This is a genomic window from Clostridium sp. D5 (assembly GCF_000190355.1).
GTDB lineage: Bacteria > Bacillota > Clostridia > Lachnospirales > Lachnospiraceae > Faecalicatena > Faecalicatena fissicatena_A.
This window is the reverse complement of record NZ_GL870814.1, coordinates 75,358-93,566: the sequence shown is the minus strand read 5'-3', so window position 1 is coordinate 93,566 and position 18,209 is coordinate 75,358. Positions and strand designations below refer to the sequence as shown.

Genomic DNA, 18,209 nt, shown 5'->3' with positions numbered 1-18,209 from the left:
CCTATTTTTCCAGAATATTCATCAGCCTATTCTTCATGGAACGTGACAGCAGGCATGTTTGTCCGCTTATCATTGTGATCTCATTTTTCCGGAAATCCACAGATTGGATTTTTTCCTTATTGAGCAGAAAAGAACGATGAGCTCTGATGAATGTCTCCCCCACTTTTTCCTCGATCTCAGACATTTTTCCTATGAAATCCAGCCTTTCTGTTTCTGTATATAGAATAATCCTGTGGGTCCGTGAGGAAGTCTCAAAACAGATAATATCCGTCAGAGGAATGTGTCGGACTACTTCCCCTGTTTTTACAGTGAAGCAGGCTGTGGGTGAAAGAAGTCTTCCTTCCTCCTGGATCCGCCTCACAATCACACGAAGACATTCCCGGATTGCTGGTATCATTTTCAGCATGTTATCCTTCACGATGTAATCCAGTGCCTCCAGGTGGTACTGAAAGGTCTTAAAGGCCAGATCCCCATAGGATGTAATGTAGATTATGAAGCCTCTGGAATCCCGGGCGCGTATTTCTCTGCCCAGCCAGAAACCGTCCTGCCCTTCATCCTCCTGCTTCAGATCTACATCCAGAAAATAGACTCCCCTTTTTGTTTCCTTCCAAACCGCTTCCAGCAGTTCATCCGGAGATCCCGTACTCAGTACAATCTGCATATCGTAATCCCCGATCATAATCTGCCGGCTGATCTCCCCGCACAGAGCCTCTCTAATCTTATCATCGTCATCGCATATATAAACTGGCAGCATGGTCTATTATCTCCCGTAAATAATTTGCAGTTCCTGTGTAAATACGTGGTTTTCCCACCGGGTCGCCGGAAGCACATTCGGATAATTTTCCAGAATGCGCTGATACCCTGACAGTCCCAGCCCCCTGCCGACTCCTTTGGTAGAATATCCTTCCTCCCAGATGCTGTGAAGAGCGATCTCCCCATGCCATGTATTTCTGATCAGAATCACAACCTCTGATTTCTGGCTGCTGATCATCAGATCAATGGACGGTGTCTCCTCCTCTTCCACTGCCTCTATCGCATTGTCCAGCAGAATTCCGAGACAGCGGTTGCAGTCGTGTACATTCATCGCCAGCCGGGTGACCGGATAGAGCACCTCCAGATTACAGGTGATTCCCTTTTCATTCATCCGGCTCAATTTAGCAAGGATCAGGCTCTTCAGCTCCGGGATGCGTATATTCCCAAGCTGAACTGCCTGCCTGATATTTTCTCCTACTTTTTCATCGAAATCGGCTTCCAGCCGCTGCAGCTCATCCTGTATTGCCTCGGTATTCCCCTCCCTTGCATACAGCGACATTCCTGAGAGCAGATTTTTATAATCATGCCGGAATGCCCGCATTTCCTTCTGCATGGCCTCCAGTTTTTCCATATAATGTCTCTGTTCCAGAAGCATTGCATTCTGCATCTGGATCTTCAGGTCGCGTTCTCCCCGTTCGGAAATATAGACAAAAACAAGTATGCATAGAAGAAGCAGCAAGATCACGCTGACCACATAGAAAAAAATATAATTGTGATCCAGCAGTCTTCCCACCGTAAATATAACTTCTACAAGCAGTTCCAGCAGAAAAGCCGCTGCGGCAGTAAAATGCAGATGTCTTTTATCCTCGTATAAAAAGCGGAGTCTCCCTCCCACCCCCAGCCGGATCAGAATGCAGCTGAGTACCAGCGCACTCAGGGGATACAGAACAAACATCTGCTGTAAATACCGGAGAACCCCTGCCAGACGGGACAGCGCTGCATGAGAAAGAAATGAGCTCATTACCGCTCCCCATCCCACCTGGAGGGCAGCGGCCAGACAGATTGCAGAAAAAGCTTTCCACAAGTTCCATTCGAGCACACGGGCAGTCATAAAGATATTAAGAATCAGGGTAACAACAGAAGCGGCAGCATAGGCAGCAACCGAGCCCTCGCCCAATATCTGAAACCCGGAATAGCTCACAAAAACAGTGATCGGTATCGTAACATGAAAGATCTTTCCGATTGCTTTCCAGCGGATATGATAATCTGCAAGAGCAAACAGAAAAAAGTACAGGACGAGATGGGAACTGAGAGAATCCAGGCAGTAAATTAATATGGTATAAAGCAATGAATCTGGCATAATGTTATCCTTTGTCATTTTAAACTTAGTACATGACAATTTTAGCATTCCTGATTTTTCTTGTAAACCATTTCTTTATATACACTTTACCTTATATCTTTTTCTGGTTTACTGCAAAAAAAATACTCCCCTGAGGGAGTTAAAAATTAAAAAGCTGTCGAGCGGAATCGAACCGCCGACCTCCGCCTTACCAAGGCGACGCTCTACCGACTGAGCCACGACAGCCTGTGCGTGCTTCATACGCAACGATATTAATATACACTAAATCTGGTGTAATTGTCAATATATATTTGAAAATTTATAAATAGAGGGAGCCTCGGGGTTGCGAATGATTGGGGACGCTAAAAAACCGGGAAGCCTGAACCCTGTCGGGAGTGACTCCGAACAGTGCCAATTCCTTCATTTCGCGCCCCCACCAATTCAAAAACTTGTCGAATCCCCCCGCCTGAAAAGTAAGTCCCCATCCCCCATATGCTAATACTACTTTTTCTCCATAATCTTTACCGACACGAAATAAGAGGCCGCCGTCAGCACAACGCATACTGCCCCCGCAAATAAAGCCACAACTGCAAGGCCTGCCGATGAAAGGCTGTTAAATAAGAGCCCCAGATCTACTCCCATCAGCCCCAAAAACTTCACCACAGCAAATCCTACCAAAAAAACAAACCCGATCACTCCGATAATCGCTATTCTGCTTTTATCAGCCCCGAACTTCAGCTGAACAGGCAGTGTGAAGTCCAGGAATACCAGCGCTATGATCAGATAAAAGACCATAGTTATCATACTTTCCACAATATCCTTACCCGGATGCCGGAACGCTGTGAATACCAAAACAATTCCGCCCGAAACTGCCCATGCCACAACTGCTATCAGAAAACCGAGCATATATTTCTCTGCAACATACCCTTTCCTGGTAATGGGAAGTGTAAATAAAAACTCTCTCGCATTGTCAAACTCATCATAGCTGATGGTGGTCAGTATAAACATCGTGAAAATAATTGTAATATAATTCACGATAAATACCAGATTCATATTGGTAAATGCCATCATGACACCAACAATACATATAATATAAAAGAAATTCAACTGATTTTTTAGTAAACAGAGATCTTTAATAATTAGTCCTTTCATATTCCTTCACCTCGTATCATCATTGCAATTGTTTCATCAATGCTTCCCCGTTCAATTGCGGCATTCGGATAATTATCCAGGTAAAACTGCTTTTCGTTTGTCAAACAGCTATAGCCGTACCCTTCTCTCTTTCTTTTTATGATAAAACGTTTATCCAGCTTCTCATACTGTGCTTCTGTCACCTTGATCAGTCCATAGTCGCTCAGGAGCCTGTCGGTCTCTTCGTGCATAATAATCCTGCCGTTATGAATCATATAAATATCATCACAAAGCCCCTCCAGATCGCTTGATATATGGGAACTGATCAGAATGGAACCCTCTCCGTCCTCCATATACTCACGCATCATATCCAGCAGCTCATTTCTGGCCAGCACATCCAGCCCGACCGTCGGCTCATCCAGAATCAGCAGGCGGGCTTTATGCGACATCGCTACCAGTACTTTCAGCTTTGCTTTCATGCCGGTTGAAAATTCTTTAATCTTTTTGTCAAATGGAATCTCAAATGCTCTGCACTTTTTCTCAAATTCGCCTTTATCAAACCCCGGATACATACTGGCCAGCACCGGAATAATGTCCTTTGTACAAAGGTAACCGCTGAATCCGGAGTCAGAAAGTACGACACCCAGTTTTTCTCTTTCTTCTTTTCCAGTTTTTTGAATATCTTTTCCGAAGAGTTCCATCTTCCCGCCGTCAATACCGATTAATCCCAGTACTGCCTTAAATGTTGTACTCTTTCCTGCCCCGTTCTGACCGATCAGTCCTGTAACACATCCCTTATGTACCTCAAGAGAACACTGTAGATCAAACTTTTCATAATGTTTTTCAACGTTGTCTAATTTTAATACCATCGCTAATCCTCCAAGATAATCTGAAATAACTCCGTAATCTCTTCACTGCTCATTCCACAGCTTCTGCCCTTCCTGATCGCTTTCTCCAGGTCGGCTTCCACTTCTTTTTTCTTTTCTTCCAGCATAAGCTCCTGATTCGCACAGGCTACAAAACTGCCCTTTCCATGGACGGTCACAACAAAGCCTTCCTGTTCCAGGGCATCATAGGCCTTTTTTACAGTCAGTGCACTGACCCTTAAGTCCTTCGCCAATGTTCTGACGGATGGAAGCGCTGTATCTTCCTCTAGCTCCCCCTGCATGATCTTATTCCGGACCTGTGCAACAATCTGCTCATAGATTGGCTGCATGGAAGAATTATTAATAATCAGCTTCATCTTGCCCCTCCTTTATTTATAAACAGTATATAACAGTGCAATACTGTTGTCAACTGTTTTATACTGTTTATCCACATGATGAAATAAAGTTTCGCTTGCGAAACTCGCGCCTGCGGCGATCGCATCGCAACATCTACAGCTTACACCGCAGTGAACATCCCGCCAAGAGGGCTTTTTATTTCACAGGAGTAATTTCCTATAAAATAAAAGAATCTGGTAAGACTTTCGGTCCTGCCAGATTTTTCTATACGCTTATGATTCTTATGATCAATGGTTCTCCCGCTTATCTTGCCAGCAGTTTTTCTGCCTTGCTGCGAATCCGCTGAAGTGCATTATCTATAGCTTTGGGACTCTTTCCCAACAGTTCTGCAATTGTTCTGTAGTCTGTTCCAAGAAGATGCAGATACAAAACATGATTCTCCAGCGCACTGAGATTTTCTTTTAGCTCTTCCACAAATACTTCTGTGAACTCTTTACCGAAATACAGCGTCTCAGGATTGTTCTCCACCGCCGGTTCTATCGTGTCTATAAGAGGGATTTTCTTTTCTTCGTCCGCCCCTTCCCTCGCTTCATACAGGGATATATAAGAATTCAGCGGCATATGCTTTTTCCTCTTGGAAGCTTCAATTGCCGTATACATCTGCCGTGATACACACAGTTCCGCAAAGCTGGCAAAAGAGGCCCCCTGAGAAGGACTGTAATCTCTTACCGCCTTGATAAGCCCTATCATGCCTTCCTGGATCAGGTCCTCGTTCTCACCGCCTATGAGGTACATGGCTCTCGCCTTCTTGCGTACCATAGACTTATATTTTACCATCAGGTAATCCATAATGTCCGAATTACCTTCCCGAAATTCAGAAATCAGCTGTTCATCCGCAACTGCATCATATTTCTCCATCAGCTCTTTCCTTTCCTGCCGGAAACCAGTTCTGTTATCAGATACCCGTATTGCTATCAGGCCTTCCCGTTTTCCTACTGCAATCTCTGCCGGACAATCTCGTAAGCAAGCACGCCCGCCGCTACAGATGCATTCAGAGAGTCTATCTCCCCTTTCATCGGTATGGCAGCAACAAAATCACATTTTTCTTTGACAAGGCGTCCCACACCCTCACCTTCATTGCCTACAACAAGCCCGATGGGACCTGTCAGGTTCATTTTATACATGGATTCTCCGCCCATATCAGCGCAGACAAACCACAGACCTCTCTCCTTTAATTCTTCCATAGTCTTCGCCAGATTTGTCACCTTTGCCACCGGTGTATAATTCAGTGCGCCCGCAGAAGTCTTTGCCACTGTAGCTGTCAGTCCAACTGCCCTGCGCTTTGGTATGATAACACCATGGGCCCCTGCCAGATTGGCTGTACGGATGATTGCCCCCAGATTATGCGGGTCTTCTATGTTATCCAGCAGAATAAAAAATGGATCTTCCCCCTTTTCTTCCGCCAGTTTAAACATATCTTCAATCTCCGCATATTCATATGCCGCCGCATAAGCGATAACTCCCTGATGTTTTCCGGTCTCGGAAAGCTGTGCAAGCCTCTCCTTTTCTACAAAATTCAATATGGTATCGTGCTTTTTTGCCTCCCTTACAATCGTCCGGATCGGGCCGTCCTGACAGCCGTCCAGTATAAATACCTTGTCGATCGGCTTGCCTGAACGGAAAGCTTCCAGTACTGCATTCCTGCCTTCAATTATCAGTGTATTTTCGATTTGTCCATTTTCACTTCTGTTATTTTCCTGCATTTTATTCTCCATTTATTCATCCTTTATTCTATAGCCTTGCTGCAGACCTGCCCTTAATGTATCCCCTAAGGGCAGCAGATTTTACTGTTTCCTGAAATACTCTTCGTCCAGGCTGTCCAGCCCGGTTTTAACAAGATCCATGAGTCTTTTGTATTCCTTTTTCAGATAAAGATATCCGATCAGAGCCTCAAAGCCCGTGGCTCTCCGGTAGTCTGTGATGGACTGGTTTTTAGCCGGGGAGACTGATTTTGCATTTCTGCCTCTTCTGTAGACGGCATGTTCTTCTTCCGTCAGATGTTCCTGCATGGTGCGCATCATCAGGGACTGGGTAGATGCCTGCACAAATCTGCTTGTCTCTTCATGCAGCTTATGTACCTGCTTATTTCCTCTGCTGATGATCATTGTCTTGATTGCCAGATCATATACGCAGTCTCCTATATACGCCAGAACAAGAGGTGAATAGCTTGCCGCATCCACCTCTTGAAGATTTAATACTTCTGTTATATAATCATGAAACTCAAAATTTATGCTTTCTTCCATTTTACTCCTTCTCGGGTATCCTCCAGGACAATCCCCCTGGAGAGCAGCTCGTCTCTGATCTCATCTGCTCTGGCAAAGTTCTTCGCCTTTCTGGCGGCCTGGCGTTCTTCAATCAGAGCCTCAATATCCTCCGCCAGCATCTCTTCGTCCTTCTCTACGATGATTCCAAGAACATCCGTCAGCTTAACAAGCAGATCCAGAAGATCCTGCAGATATTCAGCGGAGCTTTCTCCGTCTGCACTGGTATTGATATATTTTACAAGCTCGAATACGGAAGAAATTGCATCTGCCGTATTGAAATCATCATCCATCGCTCTCTCAAAGCTGTCAATATATTCCTGTGTCTTTGTGAAAGCTTCTTTCTCCGCAGATGTCATTTCCTGTACTTTTGCATTGCCTTTCAGGAATTTCAGGTTATCTGCTGCGGTTATAATTCTGTCCAGCCCGGTCTTAGCAGCGTCCATCAGATCGGCACTGAAATTCAGCGGACTTCTGTAATGTGCACTGAGCATAAAGAATCTGAGTACCTGCAGATCATACTTTTCGCTGATTTCTCTAACGGTAAAGAAGTTCCCCAGCGATTTTGACATTTTCCGGTTGTCAATGTTCAGGAATGCATTGTGCATCCAGTAGCGTGCAAACTCTTTGCCGTTCGCCGCCTCACTCTGGGCGATCTCATTCTCATGATGCGGAAATACCAGATCTTCACCGCCCGCATGGATATCAATCTGTTCTCCCAGATACTTTTTAGACATCTCAGAACATTCAATATGCCAGCCCGGACGCCCTTCACTCCAGGGTGACTCCCATGCCGGTTCTCCTTCCTTTTTCGGCTTCCATAATACGAAATCCAGAGAATCTTCCTTCTCATCCTCTCCGGTTACAAGAAGGGAACGCCCTCCTGACTGCAGGTCATCCAGATTCTTATGGGAAAGCTTTCCGTACTCCTTAAACTTTCTTGTACGATAGTAAACCGTACCATTTTTCTCGTATGCATAGCCCTTCTCAATCAATGTCCCGATCATATCCACCATTCCGCATATCTCTTCGGTAGCAAGAGGATGCTTTGTGGCCGGCTTCACATTCATGCCTTCCATGTCTTTCTTGCATTCCGCAATATAACGTTTGGACACTTCATCCGCAGTAACGCCTTCTTCTATTGCTTTTTTGATAATCTTGTCATCTACATCTGTAAAGTTGGAGACAAAATTTACATCGTATCCCTTATATTCAAAATACCTTCTGACCGTGTCAAAAACGATCATCGGCCTTGCATTCCCTATATGGATAAAGTTATAGACTGTAGGCCCGCAGACATACATTCTTACTTTCCCTTCCTCAATAGGTACAAAATCTTCTTTTCTTTTTGAAAGTGTATTATATAATTTCATCTGATTTCTCCTCTTTCTTTTCTTTTTCTCTGCATCCGCTGCACTGCTCTTCTGTGTTCCCCGAATTACCGGCAAATTCTGCGTCGTCCGGCAGCATGCATCGCATATGTCTCTCCATCTCTTTCAACTGCTTATACAGGCGTATATTATCATTCTGAAGCTCTCTGATATCATTCAGCACCGGATCGGGCAGATGAATCTGATCCATATCCGTTCTCGGAACCTTCTGGTCACCCATACGCACCACACGTCCCGGCACGCCGACCACTGTACAGTTCGGAGGCACCTCTTCGAGCACAACCGATCCCGCCCCGATCTTGGAATTTTCACCGATCGTAAAGGATCCGAGTATCTTTGCTCCTGCACTGACCATAACATTATCCTTCAGCGTAGGATGCCGCTTGCCCTGCTCTTTTCCTGTACCGCCCAGAGTCACGCCCTGGTAAAGTGTTACATTGTCCCCGATAATCGTCGTCTCGCCGATAATAACGCCGCTCCCGTGGTCAATAAACAGCCCTTTTCCTATAGTCGCACCTGGATGAATCTCAATCCCCGTCTTTCTCGCAGCCTTCTGTGACATCCATCTGGCAAGGAAATAGTGTTTCTTAAGATATAGCTTATGTGCAACTCTGTACCTTAGTATAACTTTAAAACTTGGGTAAAGCAAGACCTCCATATTAGATTTAATCGCCGGATCCCGCTCCCGGATGACCTGAATCTCATTCTTAATATAAGATATAATTCCCATTTAATGATCCTCCATACCAATTAGATACAATATTTACCAGTTCTGCCTTAATTTCAAACCACGCTTTGCAGCGTTTGTTTTCCCTGTCAATACAAAAAAAGACCCCGTCTCCTGTTAGAGACGAAGTCATATCCGCGGTTCCACTCTACTAAAAGAATCTCTTCTTTCACTCGATGCATGTAACGTATGCCAAACGTATTCTGCTACTCACAGCGATCTACCGTGTTCACAGAATCAGCTCCCGGACGCACTTCACAGATTCTTCCTTTAAGACCACTTTCAGCCGGTGGCGGTCCCTCTCTGCAATCTCAGAATCAGCTACTCTTTCCGTTCATAGCTTTTCACAAAATCAATATAGATATATATTATGCAAAAAAGCAAAATTTGTCAACTGAATTTTCGCGGGGAGGGGGACGCCTGTCCGGTACGGGGATTGTGCTGTGGGGCGGGGGAGATTTCGTGTGCTTTCTGTATGCTGTCCGTTTGCAACAAACACTCTATGCATACAGAAAGCACACGAAACCTCCCCCACCCCACAGCACAATCCCCGTACCGGACAGGCTGGGTGCATCCTGGCGGAAAAGAATTCGTTGCATGGGGGATTTTAACGGGAGCGGCGGATGTGACTGGATATGCGTGACATGCATCTGTAAGAAAATATTACAGATATCTCTAAAGCCATAATTTCATCATATAGAAAGACATCCTAAACTCCCCCCAGTTTCTCCCCTTCACACGATTTCGTTCAGGTAAAGGGGGTGTAATGGCTGCAATTTCCCAAGTTCCTGTTTTAGACGCGGCGAGAGGATTACTCCTTCTTCCCGTCCTGTTTCTTCTACTGTCTGATACCCAAACAGAAGGGCCGTCAATGCTCCGATTGTAAGTACGCCTTCCGAGTCCTCTGTCTCGCTTACCAGTATTTTCTGATCTTCATCACTGTTCTTTAATCTCCACACTCTGCTGTTTTTTGTAATTATAGAATCAAGCACAGCGAAAGAACAGTTTATCTCTTTGCCTTCTTTCACCCGCATGGCAGACAGGAGTGTCTCCAGATGCAGTATGCGCAGCATAATGAGCGGTACTTTTCTGGTTTGTCCGCTTTCCGCTCCCGCATATATCTTTGCCGGGGCGCTCTGACCTTCTCTCATCTGATATACGGCTGTCCGGAATTCTGATTCGAACTGCGGCAGATACAGTGGTTCCCTGATCTCAATCGATTCCTCTTCCCTGGCATAAGCAAACATTCCCACGATATCGATGCCTTTCTTTAAGAGCTTTACACCGCCGTTTTCGCTCTGCTGTTCAAAGATCATTGTCTGGTAATACTGGTCATCGCGCACGGCGTATACCTGATATCCGGCGGCATAATGGGTATTAAAAAATGCTGCCATAGCCGAAGCATCAGACAGGCCGGCGTCAGATATGCTGACCGTCATTGTGCCCGGCTGTCCGCAGGACTCCTCCTGGTTCTGTGCGTAGACAAAACGGAAATCATACGGCCTGTATATGGACTCCGCTGCCGGCATCAGGAAGGTAAACGGCTGCTTCTGTTCATACATGTCCGCCATGGAGGCTCTGAGAAGCCTGCCCATGTAACCTCTCTTACGATATGCCTCCTCTGTCGCCACGGCAATGACATAATTGCATAGCCGCTGCGTACTGCCAATCTGCAGTACATAAGGATTCAGCTGAAGCATGGAACGTACAGCCCCGTCCTCTTCTATTACATAAATCTGATTGTCTCTGGTTTTAATAAAATAATAATAATCCAGAAATTCTTTGCTGTCTTCCGGAAACACCATTTCCCACAACTTTCTTGTTCCGCTGTGTTCACTGCTGTCCAGCTTTCGAAGCTGCATATATCTCTCCTCTTTTCCTACTTCCTGGAACACCCCTTGCAACCCTCACATCCATTTGGGTTAGGGGTAACATCATAACTGCTGTAATTCATAATCTTTTCAAGCGCACAAACCGCCTGAGAGGAAATCCCCTCCCCGTTTCCGGTAAATCCAAGCCCCTCTTCCGTGGTTGCCTTGATATTAACCTGATCCGGCATAATGCCAAGGGCATCCGCAACATTCTTAATCATATCATCAATAAAGGGACGCATCTTCGGTTGCTGTGCAACTATCGTGGCATCAATATTCTCAACAATAAACTGCTGTTCCTCCAGAAGTGCCGCCACACGCTCCAGCAGCCTGATGCTGGAAATACCTTGGTACTGCGGATCCGTGTCCGGAAAATGCTTTCCGATGTCCCCCAGAGCCGCTGCACCGAGAAGTGCATCCATAATAGCATGAACAAGCACATCTGCATCCGAATGTCCCATAAGCCCTTTCTCGTATGGAACTTCCACACCTCCGAGAATCAGCTTTCTTCCTGTCACAAGTCTGTGAACATCATATCCCATACCTACACGCATGTCCTGTCACTCCTTATTTAAATTCTATTTTTCTTCCTCGTCTGTCTCTTCAATTACCTCTTCCGGAACATCTTCGTCAATATTTATAACCGCATCCTCTGCTATATTTTCAACGGTGTCCGCAGCTATAACGTTCTGTGTGTCCACAGCTGTATCATCTTCACCTGTGCCCCCATCTGTATCTTTCTCTATCCCCGCAGCTGCATCGTCCTCTATAGCTTCTGCAGTTTCGGTTTTGTTATTCTCCTCACCGCGATCTTCCAGAACTGCTTCTTCTGAAATCTCTTCCTCATCTGAGTCTTCCTCCTCCAGAGAATTCTCCTCCTCTGACGACTCCTCTTCTTCAGTCTGCACTTTATTTCTCAGCGCAATCACACTCTTTATTGATATAATCGCTATGATTGCTCCTATGATTATAAAGAAAATGCCCGCAGTCATCATAAATGCCATGTTTCCGGGTCTGTCAGCCAGCACCCCGCTTACGATCTGATACCCCAGATAAACCACATACAGGCCGGCTACAGTTCTTATCACTAGCCAGGATTTTTCATTCATTTTTTTGTCCTCCGTTTAATTTTTCATTCTCTGATTCTATCATACTTAGATAAGTATTGCCATAATCAGACACAAAAAAGCTTCGGAAATTTCCGAAGCTTCTCAGTAGCGGAAACTGGATTTGAACCAGCGACACCACGGGTATGAACCGTGTGCTCTAGCCAACTGAGCTATTCCGCCATATTAAATTTTTGAAATGTATGGGACCTATAGGGCTCGAACCTATGACCCTCTGCTTGTAAGGCAGATGCTCTCCCAGCTGAGCTAAGATCCCATATTTCTCCCGGTTTGCGTTTGTTAGTTTGTCTCACCCGCAACCCGCTTTGCTATTATACTATTATTTTTCATCAAATGTCAACACCTTTTTTCCTATTTTTTCAAATTTTTTTAACAAATCAGAATCTTCTCCAGGTGCTACACTTTGAACCCCGTATAAACACGGGCCGCATCCACTTTTTAGATATACTTTATGATCCGGATGCGGCCCGCTTTATTATTTAATTGCCAAACCTACCTGAAATATTTCACTCCGGACTCAAAGATTTTCATATCCTGCTCTCCGTAAATATTTATGGCAACAGAATTGTCCCGTCTCTCTGAATGTGCCATCTTACCGAGCACACGCCCGTCCGGACTTGTGATTCCTTCAATTGCCCGGTAGGATCCATTGACATTCCACTCTTCATCCATGCTGATCACGCCGTCAATATCGCAGTACTGCGTGGCAACCTGTCCGTTTGCAAACAGTTTGTCCAGCCACTCTTCACTTGCAACAAATCTGCCTTCCCCGTGGGATGCCGGATTTGTGTATATGCCGCCAAGAACCGCCTCCTGAAGCCATGGAGACTTATTTGTAACGACCTTTGTGTACACCATCTTGGAAATATGGCGTCCGATGGTGTTATAAGTCAGTGTCGGAGAATCCTCTTTCTGTCCTGTAATGCTGCCGTAAGGTACAAGTCCGAGCTTAATCAGCGCCTGGAAGCCATTGCAGACACCAAGAGCCAGTCCGTCTCTCTCGTGAAGCAGTTTTTCTACCGCCTCTTTGATCTTTGCGTTCTGGAACGCTGTGGCAAAGAATTTGGCGGAACCGTCCGGTTCGTCACCCGCGCTGAAGCCGCCCGGGAACATGATCATCTGTGCCTGTGAAATTGCTTTTTCAAACTCTTCCACAGAATGTCGGATGTCTTCCGCGTCCAGATTTTTAAATACCTTTGTGATTACCTTTGCCCCTGCACGTTCAAAAGCTCTCTTGCTGTCGTACTCGCAGTTCGTCCCCGGGAATACAGGGATGAATACGGTCGGCTGTCCGATCTTATGGCTGCAGATATGAATATCTTTTGTATCATATAACTTTTCTTCCAGCACCTCGCTGCTGTCCGCAGAAGATTTCGTAGCAAATACTTTCTCCAGTGTCTCTGTCCAGGCTTTCTTTGCCTCGCACAGAACGATCTCTGTATTTCCATAACTAAAGGTACCGTTGTCTGCCACCTCACCGATCACGGTATAAGTAATGGACAACTCTCCCAGTTTATCGGCAGGCACTTCCGCAACCAGATCTCCAAATGCAGGCGCAAACAATTCTCCGGCGTCCATATTGTGCTCAATCTTCAGCCCAAGGCCATTTCCGAAGGCCATTTTGCTGACCGCTGCCATAACGCCGTGGCGGTCCAGAGCATATGCGGATACAATTCTTCCGCTGTGAATGTCACTCTCAAATTTTCCATACTGATCCATCAGCTGGCTGTATACAGGAAGATCATACTCATCTTTCTCGATCTTCATCCATACAAGCTTATTCCCCGCCTTTTTCAGTTCCGGCGTGATAATATCCTTCTCCACTGCCATATCGACAGCAAAAGATACCAGGGTCGGCGGCACGTCAATATCTTGGAATGTTCCTGACATACTGTCCTTACCGCCGATAGAAGGCAGGCCGAATCCCAGCTGTGCGTCATAAGCGCCGAGCAGGGCTGCAAACGGCTGGCTCCATCTCTTAGGATCTTCTGTCATTCTGCGGAAATATTCCTGGAAGGTGAACCGGATCTTACTGTAATCTCCACCGGCTGCCACGATCTTAGCCACAGATTCCACTACTGCATAAACCGCGCCGTGATAGGGGCTCCAGCTGGAGAGATAGGGGTCAAAACCGTAGCTCATCATAGAAACACTGTCCGTACTGCCAGTCTGCACCGGTACCTTGGCAACCATAACCTGTGTCTCTGTCATCTGATATTTTCCGCCATGCGGCATGAAAACAGAACCGGCGCCGATGGAACCGTCAAACATCTCCACGAGCCCCTTCTGAGAGCATACATTCAGGTCGCTCAGCATAGCCAGCCATTTTTCTTTTACATCTTTTACTTCTTCTTTAACGAAAAGAGTTCCTTCTTTGTTCGGAATCTCTACCTCAACGGATGTCTCCTGGTGAGCGCCGTTTGTATCCAGAAATGCACGGGAAATATTGACGATCTCTTTTCCTCTCCATGCCAGCACCAGTCTCGGTGACTCCGTAACAACTGCCACTTCAACTGCCTCCAGATTCTCTTCTCTTGCATAATCCAGGAACTTCTTCACATCTTTGGGGTCAACAACAACAGCCATTCTCTCCTGTGACTCGGAGATCGCAATCTCCGTTCCATCAAGGCCGGCATATTTTTTGGGCACCTTATCCAGATCTACCCTGAGTCCGTCCGCAAGCTCCCCGATTGCAACTGAGACGCCGCCCGCACCGAAATCATTACATTTTTTAATTAAAGCGCTCACTTCTTCTCTTCTGAATAAGCGCTGGATCTTACGCTCTGTAGGGGGATTTCCTTTCTGTACCTCTGCACCGCAGGTCTCAATGGATTCTTCCGTGTGCACCTTGGAAGATCCGGTCGCCCCGCCGCATCCGTCACGCCCTGTTCGTCCGCCAAGAAGGATAATGATATCTCCCGGATCCGAAGTCTCTCTGATAACCGCACGTCTTGGAGCCGCACCGAGAACCGCACCGATCTCCATGCGTTTCGCCACATAGTTAGGGTGGTAAATCTCTTTCACTGCACCGGTTGCAAGTCCGATCTGGTTCCCGTAGGAGCTGTAACCGGACGCCGCACCGCGCACCAGTTTCTTCTGCGGTAGTTTTCCTTTTAAGGTATCTTTTACGGACACGGTAGGATCTGCGGCACCGGTCACGCGCATCGCCTGGTAGACATAGGTTCTCCCTGAAAGCGGATCGCGGATCGCACCGCCCAGACAGGTCGCAGCCCCTCCGAAAGGTTCGATCTCTGTCGGATGGTTATGTGTCTCATTTTTAAAGTTAATCAGCCATTCTTCTTCCACTCCGTCCACTTTGATCGGCACTACAATGCTGCAGGCATTGATCTCATCGGACTCCTCCTGATCCTGGAGTTTTCCTTCTTTTTTCAGCTTCCTCATCGCCATCAGCGCAAGGTCCATCAGGCAGACAAACTTGTCTTCCCTGCCGGCAAAAATCTCGCTGTGGTCTTTCAGGTACTGATTGTATGTATTCACGATCGGTTCTTTATAATCGCCCTCGCCAAATGTAATCTCCTTTAATTCCGTAGAGAATGTCGTATGACGGCAGTGATCTGACCAGTAGGTATCCAGCACACGGATCTCTGTCATCGTCGGATCTCTGTACTCTTCCCTGCAGTAGTAATTCTGAATATGCTGGAAATCTTTGAATGTCATAGCCAGTCCCAGAGAATCATAGAGCTTTTTCAGCTCCTCCTCAGGCATATTCTGAAAACCGTCAAATACTTTCACATCCTCCGGCTCTTCGAATACGGCAACCAGTGTCTCCGGCTTATCCATCCCTGTCTCTCTGGAATCCACAGGATTAATGCAGTGGTTCTTAATCGCCTCAACCTCTTCTTCTGTTACACTTCCCTCTATTACATAAGTAGTTGCAGTACGGATGATCGGCTTTTCATCTTCATTGATAAACCGAACGCACTGCTCTGCTGAATCTGCTCTCTGGTCGAACTGCCCCGGAAGATATTCCACAGAAAACACACGGCTTTCTTCTGTCATAGGAAAATTCTCCTGATAAAGTGTATCAACAGGAGGCTCTGCAAATATCCCGCTGCATGCTTTTTCAAAAGTGGTATCGGAAATATTCTCCACATCATAACGGATCAGAACGCGGACAGCGCTCACCGTCTGAATTCCCAGGTAGTGTTTAATCTCATGCCGCAGTTCCTTTGCCGAAACAGCAAATTCCGGTTTTTTCTCCACATACACACGTCTTACATTACTCATAAACTATCTCCTTCGCATTTTATTCTGCCGCAGATAACTGCGCACATTTCCTCAGCTCTTTTACTATCCTACCATATTTTTTCTCATTAGTACAATTAATATAATTAAACTTATTGATTAGTACAGTTAATCTTTGTCTTTTTTCTCCATATGATGCTGACAATCAAAAGCACTGCAAGCCCCGCTATAAAAATAACGCCGATTCTGATTACCATATCGGAAAACAGGCCTTCCGGGAGCATTCTGATCATATAATCTTCGGCAGGATCAAACAACCACAGATCATTCGAGAAAAAGTTCTCATGAAATTTTGTAAAAGCGGCCGAAAAATCCCTGGTAAACGCATACGCCAGAAGCGCCGTTCCCGCCGCAGTGATCCCCAGCGCAATCTGGAAGGCTCTCGGGATCAGATACTTCCATCTTGCTTTTGTTGCAATCAGAATTCCCAGGCAGACCAGAAGCACCACAATGGCTCCGGTCCTCAGACGCAGACCTCCGATGAAAAGTCCCTGTACATCCGCCATATGCAGCCTGTCCTGATCGTTAAAGAAATCCTGTTCCTTCCCCTCAACCGTTGTGATCACTTCCAGCTTCTCCCGGTCTCCTTTCAGATAATCCATCATCTCGTGCGTCACATACATCACATCCTCCATCTCCATGTCCAGATCCGTGAGCACATCATATTTTTCATACTCTTTCTCATAGAAGCCAAAATCTGCATACATCGCCGCCTGAAAGCCTGTGATCAAAAGGATTAGAATCACAGCCAGCGACAGTATAACCCCCAATACCCAGTGTACTTTTTTCATCCTGCCATCTCCTGTCCTTACCGTATCTTATTGATGCTTTTCCGGCCCGGCAGACATTTCCCGGCAGACAGTGATTCAATAAGTACAGATCTTATTTTATTTAACGTTTTTATTTTATCATAATACGGATTGTAATTCATCCCAATTTGGCTTATAATACAAGCAGTACTTATTAGGAGGTCTAATAATGGATATCAATTACGAACTGTATAAAGTATTTTTTCATGTTGCATCCACACTCAGTTTTTCGGAAGCATCAAAACAACTCTTTATCTCACAGTCAGCAGTCAGTCAGTCTATTAAAACACTGGAGCGCAAACTGGATCAGACCCTGTTTATCCGGAGTACCAAGCGGGTTCTTCTGACACCGGAGGGGGAAATTCTGCTCCGGCATATCGAGCCGGCCATGCATCTGATTCAGCGCGGTGAAGCCCAGCTGCTGGATGCCGCTTCGACAGGAGGGCAGATCCGTATAGGAGCCAGCGACACAATCTGCCGCTATTTCCTTGTTCCATATCTGGAAAGATTCCACAAAACATTTCCAAACGCACACATCAAAGTAAACAATCAGACCTCCATCAAATGCGTGGAGATGCTGGAAACCGGTCAGGTTGACCTGATCGTTGTCAACTACCCCAACAGCTATCTGAGCAACGTATCCTCCATCAAGAAAATCAAAACCTTCCATGATGTATTTATAGCAAACCAGGCATTCCATGATCTGAAAGGGAAAAAACTCACCTACAAACAGCTCTCCCAGTATCCGATCCTTATGCTGGACAAACACAGTACCACGAGTGAATTTCTTCACCGGTTATTCCAGCAGCACCAGCTGGATCTTGTCCCGGAGATCGAACTGACCAGCAATGACCTTCTCATAGACCTTGCCCGCATCGGCCTGGGCATTGCATTTATCCCGGACTACTGTATCACGGATACACAGAAGGATCTTTTCATAGTTGAGACAAAAGAGGAACTGCCGGAAAGAGAGCTGGTCATCGCTTATAACGAACAGATGCCGCTTTCGAAAGCCGCAGAAGAATTTTTAAATTACTTCTAAATCGGGATATAGCGACGAGCTTTAGTCTCGGCGCGGACGGGGACGCTTAATGACAGGGATGCCGGGGAGGTACTGGGGCTGTATATGCCGCTGCGATATGCACCCGCGCTGCAAACTGCTCCTAGGACACCCACTGCCGGACAGTCGGGTACGCAGAACACATCACGGGAAATCTGATGATTTCCCGCGCTGGGTTCTGCAAAAACTTG

16 protein-coding genes, 3 tRNA genes and 1 other annotated feature are annotated in these 18,209 nt (G+C 46.1%); of the genes, 1 reads left to right on the top strand and 18 read right to left on the bottom strand.

The annotated features are described in order from the left end of the window. Position 1: 1 nt before the first annotated feature. From HMPREF0240_RS14000 to HMPREF0240_RS13915, 18 genes are all read right to left on the bottom strand, one after another. Entirely contained in the window at positions 2 to 754 is a 753-nt protein-coding gene (locus HMPREF0240_RS14000) for a LytTR family DNA-binding domain-containing protein (RefSeq protein WP_009004072.1), read from the bottom strand. A 6-nt stretch (positions 755 to 760) separates the two neighbouring features. After that, positions 761 to 2,113, bottom strand: coding sequence for a GHKL domain-containing protein (locus HMPREF0240_RS13995; protein ID WP_157134249.1), 1,353 nt, complete (start codon positions 2,111 to 2,113; stop codon positions 761 to 763). A gap of 152 nt (positions 2,114 to 2,265) precedes the next feature. After that, positions 2,266 to 2,338, bottom strand: a tRNA-Thr gene (locus HMPREF0240_RS13990). Positions 2,339 to 2,593: 255 nt separating this feature from the next. After that, entirely contained in the window at positions 2,594 to 3,244 is a 651-nt protein-coding gene (locus HMPREF0240_RS13985; RefSeq protein ID WP_009004070.1) for an ABC-2 transporter permease, read from the bottom strand. After that, positions 3,241 to 4,092, bottom strand: coding sequence for an ABC transporter ATP-binding protein (locus HMPREF0240_RS13980; protein ID WP_009004069.1), 852 nt, complete (start codon positions 4,090 to 4,092; stop codon positions 3,241 to 3,243). The genes HMPREF0240_RS13985 and HMPREF0240_RS13980 overlap by 4 nt, the downstream gene beginning before the upstream one ends. Positions 4,093 to 4,094: 2 nt before the next feature. Further along, on the bottom strand, positions 4,095 to 4,466 hold the full coding sequence (locus HMPREF0240_RS13975; protein ID WP_009004068.1) for a GntR family transcriptional regulator: 372 nt from the start codon (positions 4,464 to 4,466) through the stop codon (positions 4,095 to 4,097). Positions 4,467 to 4,749: 283 nt separating this feature from the next. Further along, on the bottom strand, positions 4,750 to 5,364 hold the full coding sequence (locus tag HMPREF0240_RS13970) for a sigma-70 family RNA polymerase sigma factor (protein WP_035313539.1): 615 nt from the start codon (positions 5,362 to 5,364) through the stop codon (positions 4,750 to 4,752). A 74-nt stretch (positions 5,365 to 5,438) separates the two neighbouring features. Continuing rightward, positions 5,439 to 6,209: a 23S rRNA (guanosine(2251)-2'-O)-methyltransferase RlmB gene (gene rlmB / locus HMPREF0240_RS13965; protein WP_035313658.1), complete on the bottom strand. Its 771-nt coding sequence runs from the start codon at positions 6,207 to 6,209 to the stop codon at positions 5,439 to 5,441. Positions 6,210 to 6,290: 81 nt separating this feature from the next. Then, entirely contained in the window at positions 6,291 to 6,749 is a 459-nt protein-coding gene (locus HMPREF0240_RS13960) for a ribonuclease III domain-containing protein (RefSeq protein WP_009004065.1), read from the bottom strand. Then, positions 6,734 to 8,140: a cysteine--tRNA ligase gene (cysS, locus tag HMPREF0240_RS13955; protein WP_009004064.1), complete on the bottom strand. Its 1,407-nt coding sequence runs from the start codon at positions 8,138 to 8,140 to the stop codon at positions 6,734 to 6,736. The genes HMPREF0240_RS13960 and cysS overlap by 16 nt, the downstream gene beginning before the upstream one ends. Then, entirely contained in the window at positions 8,127 to 8,888 is a 762-nt protein-coding gene (gene epsC, locus HMPREF0240_RS13950) for a serine O-acetyltransferase EpsC (RefSeq protein WP_009004063.1), read from the bottom strand. The genes cysS and epsC overlap by 14 nt, the downstream gene beginning before the upstream one ends. Before the next feature lie 113 nt (positions 8,889 to 9,001). Then, positions 9,002 to 9,232 (bottom strand) — a binding site (T-box leader). Positions 9,233 to 9,619: 387 nt separating this feature from the next. After that, positions 9,620 to 10,747, bottom strand: coding sequence for a GNAT family N-acetyltransferase (locus HMPREF0240_RS13945; protein ID WP_035313537.1), 1,128 nt, complete (start codon positions 10,745 to 10,747; stop codon positions 9,620 to 9,622). A 17-nt stretch (positions 10,748 to 10,764) separates the two neighbouring features. Continuing rightward, on the bottom strand, positions 10,765 to 11,310 hold the full coding sequence (gene ispF, locus HMPREF0240_RS13940; protein WP_009004061.1) for a 2-C-methyl-D-erythritol 2,4-cyclodiphosphate synthase: 546 nt from the start codon (positions 11,308 to 11,310) through the stop codon (positions 10,765 to 10,767). A 24-nt stretch (positions 11,311 to 11,334) separates the two neighbouring features. Next, complete coding sequence (locus tag HMPREF0240_RS23505; RefSeq protein ID WP_009004060.1) at positions 11,335 to 11,865, bottom strand: hypothetical protein; 531 nt, start codon at positions 11,863 to 11,865, stop codon at positions 11,335 to 11,337. 106 nt (positions 11,866 to 11,971) lie between these two features. Then, positions 11,972 to 12,045: transfer RNA gene (locus tag HMPREF0240_RS13930), tRNA-Met, on the bottom strand. Between the two features lie 21 nt (positions 12,046 to 12,066). After that, a tRNA-Val gene (locus HMPREF0240_RS13925) sits at positions 12,067 to 12,139 on the bottom strand. Positions 12,140 to 12,375: 236 nt separating this feature from the next. Continuing rightward, the gene (locus tag HMPREF0240_RS13920) at positions 12,376 to 16,131 is read right to left on the bottom strand and encodes a phosphoribosylformylglycinamidine synthase (protein WP_009004059.1); all 3,756 of its coding nucleotides are present in this window, start codon (positions 16,129 to 16,131) and stop codon (positions 12,376 to 12,378) included. A gap of 110 nt (positions 16,132 to 16,241) precedes the next feature. Further along, complete coding sequence (locus tag HMPREF0240_RS13915; RefSeq protein ID WP_009004058.1) at positions 16,242 to 16,940, bottom strand: TIGR01906 family membrane protein; 699 nt, start codon at positions 16,938 to 16,940, stop codon at positions 16,242 to 16,244. 187 nt (positions 16,941 to 17,127) lie between these two features. Between HMPREF0240_RS13915 and HMPREF0240_RS13910 the strand changes: the two genes are divergently transcribed. After that, positions 17,128 to 18,000, top strand: coding sequence for a LysR family transcriptional regulator (locus tag HMPREF0240_RS13910; RefSeq protein WP_009004057.1), 873 nt, complete (start codon positions 17,128 to 17,130; stop codon positions 17,998 to 18,000). The last annotated feature ends 209 nt before the right edge of the window (positions 18,001 to 18,209 follow it).

What these genes read in the sequence shown, in the direction of transcription:
- HMPREF0240_RS14000 (WP_009004072.1), bottom strand. Translation starts at nt 754, where the DNA reads ATGCTGCCAGTTTATATATGCGATGACGATGATAAGATTAGAGAGGCT.
- HMPREF0240_RS13995 (WP_157134249.1), bottom strand. Translation starts at nt 2,113, where the DNA reads ATGCCAGATTCATTGCTTTATACCATATTAATTTACTGCCTGGATTCT.
- HMPREF0240_RS13985 (WP_009004070.1), bottom strand. Translation starts at nt 3,244, where the DNA reads ATGAAAGGACTAATTATTAAAGATCTCTGTTTACTAAAAAATCAGTTG.
- HMPREF0240_RS13980 (WP_009004069.1), bottom strand. Translation starts at nt 4,092, where the DNA reads ATGGTATTAAAATTAGACAACGTTGAAAAACATTATGAAAAGTTTGAT.
- HMPREF0240_RS13975 (WP_009004068.1), bottom strand. Translation starts at nt 4,466, where the DNA reads ATGAAGCTGATTATTAATAATTCTTCCATGCAGCCAATCTATGAGCAG.
- HMPREF0240_RS13970 (WP_035313539.1), bottom strand. Translation starts at nt 5,364, where the DNA reads ATGGAGAAATATGATGCAGTTGCGGATGAACAGCTGATTTCTGAATTT.
- rlmB (WP_035313658.1), bottom strand. Translation starts at nt 6,209, where the DNA reads ATGCAGGAAAATAACAGAAGTGAAAATGGACAAATCGAAAATACACTG.
- HMPREF0240_RS13960 (WP_009004065.1), bottom strand. Translation starts at nt 6,749, where the DNA reads ATGGAAGAAAGCATAAATTTTGAGTTTCATGATTATATAACAGAAGTA.
- cysS (WP_009004064.1), bottom strand. Translation starts at nt 8,140, where the DNA reads ATGAAATTATATAATACACTTTCAAAAAGAAAAGAAGATTTTGTACCT.
- epsC (WP_009004063.1), bottom strand. Translation starts at nt 8,888, where the DNA reads ATGGGAATTATATCTTATATTAAGAATGAGATTCAGGTCATCCGGGAG.
- HMPREF0240_RS13945 (WP_035313537.1), bottom strand. Translation starts at nt 10,747, where the DNA reads ATGCAGCTTCGAAAGCTGGACAGCAGTGAACACAGCGGAACAAGAAAG.
- ispF (WP_009004061.1), bottom strand. Translation starts at nt 11,310, where the DNA reads ATGCGTGTAGGTATGGGATATGATGTTCACAGACTTGTGACAGGAAGA.
- HMPREF0240_RS23505 (WP_009004060.1), bottom strand. Translation starts at nt 11,865, where the DNA reads ATGAATGAAAAATCCTGGCTAGTGATAAGAACTGTAGCCGGCCTGTAT.
- HMPREF0240_RS13920 (WP_009004059.1), bottom strand. Translation starts at nt 16,131, where the DNA reads ATGAGTAATGTAAGACGTGTGTATGTGGAGAAAAAACCGGAATTTGCT.
- HMPREF0240_RS13915 (WP_009004058.1), bottom strand. Translation starts at nt 16,940, where the DNA reads ATGAAAAAAGTACACTGGGTATTGGGGGTTATACTGTCGCTGGCTGTG.
- HMPREF0240_RS13910 (WP_009004057.1), top strand. Translation starts at nt 17,128, where the DNA reads ATGGATATCAATTACGAACTGTATAAAGTATTTTTTCATGTTGCATCC.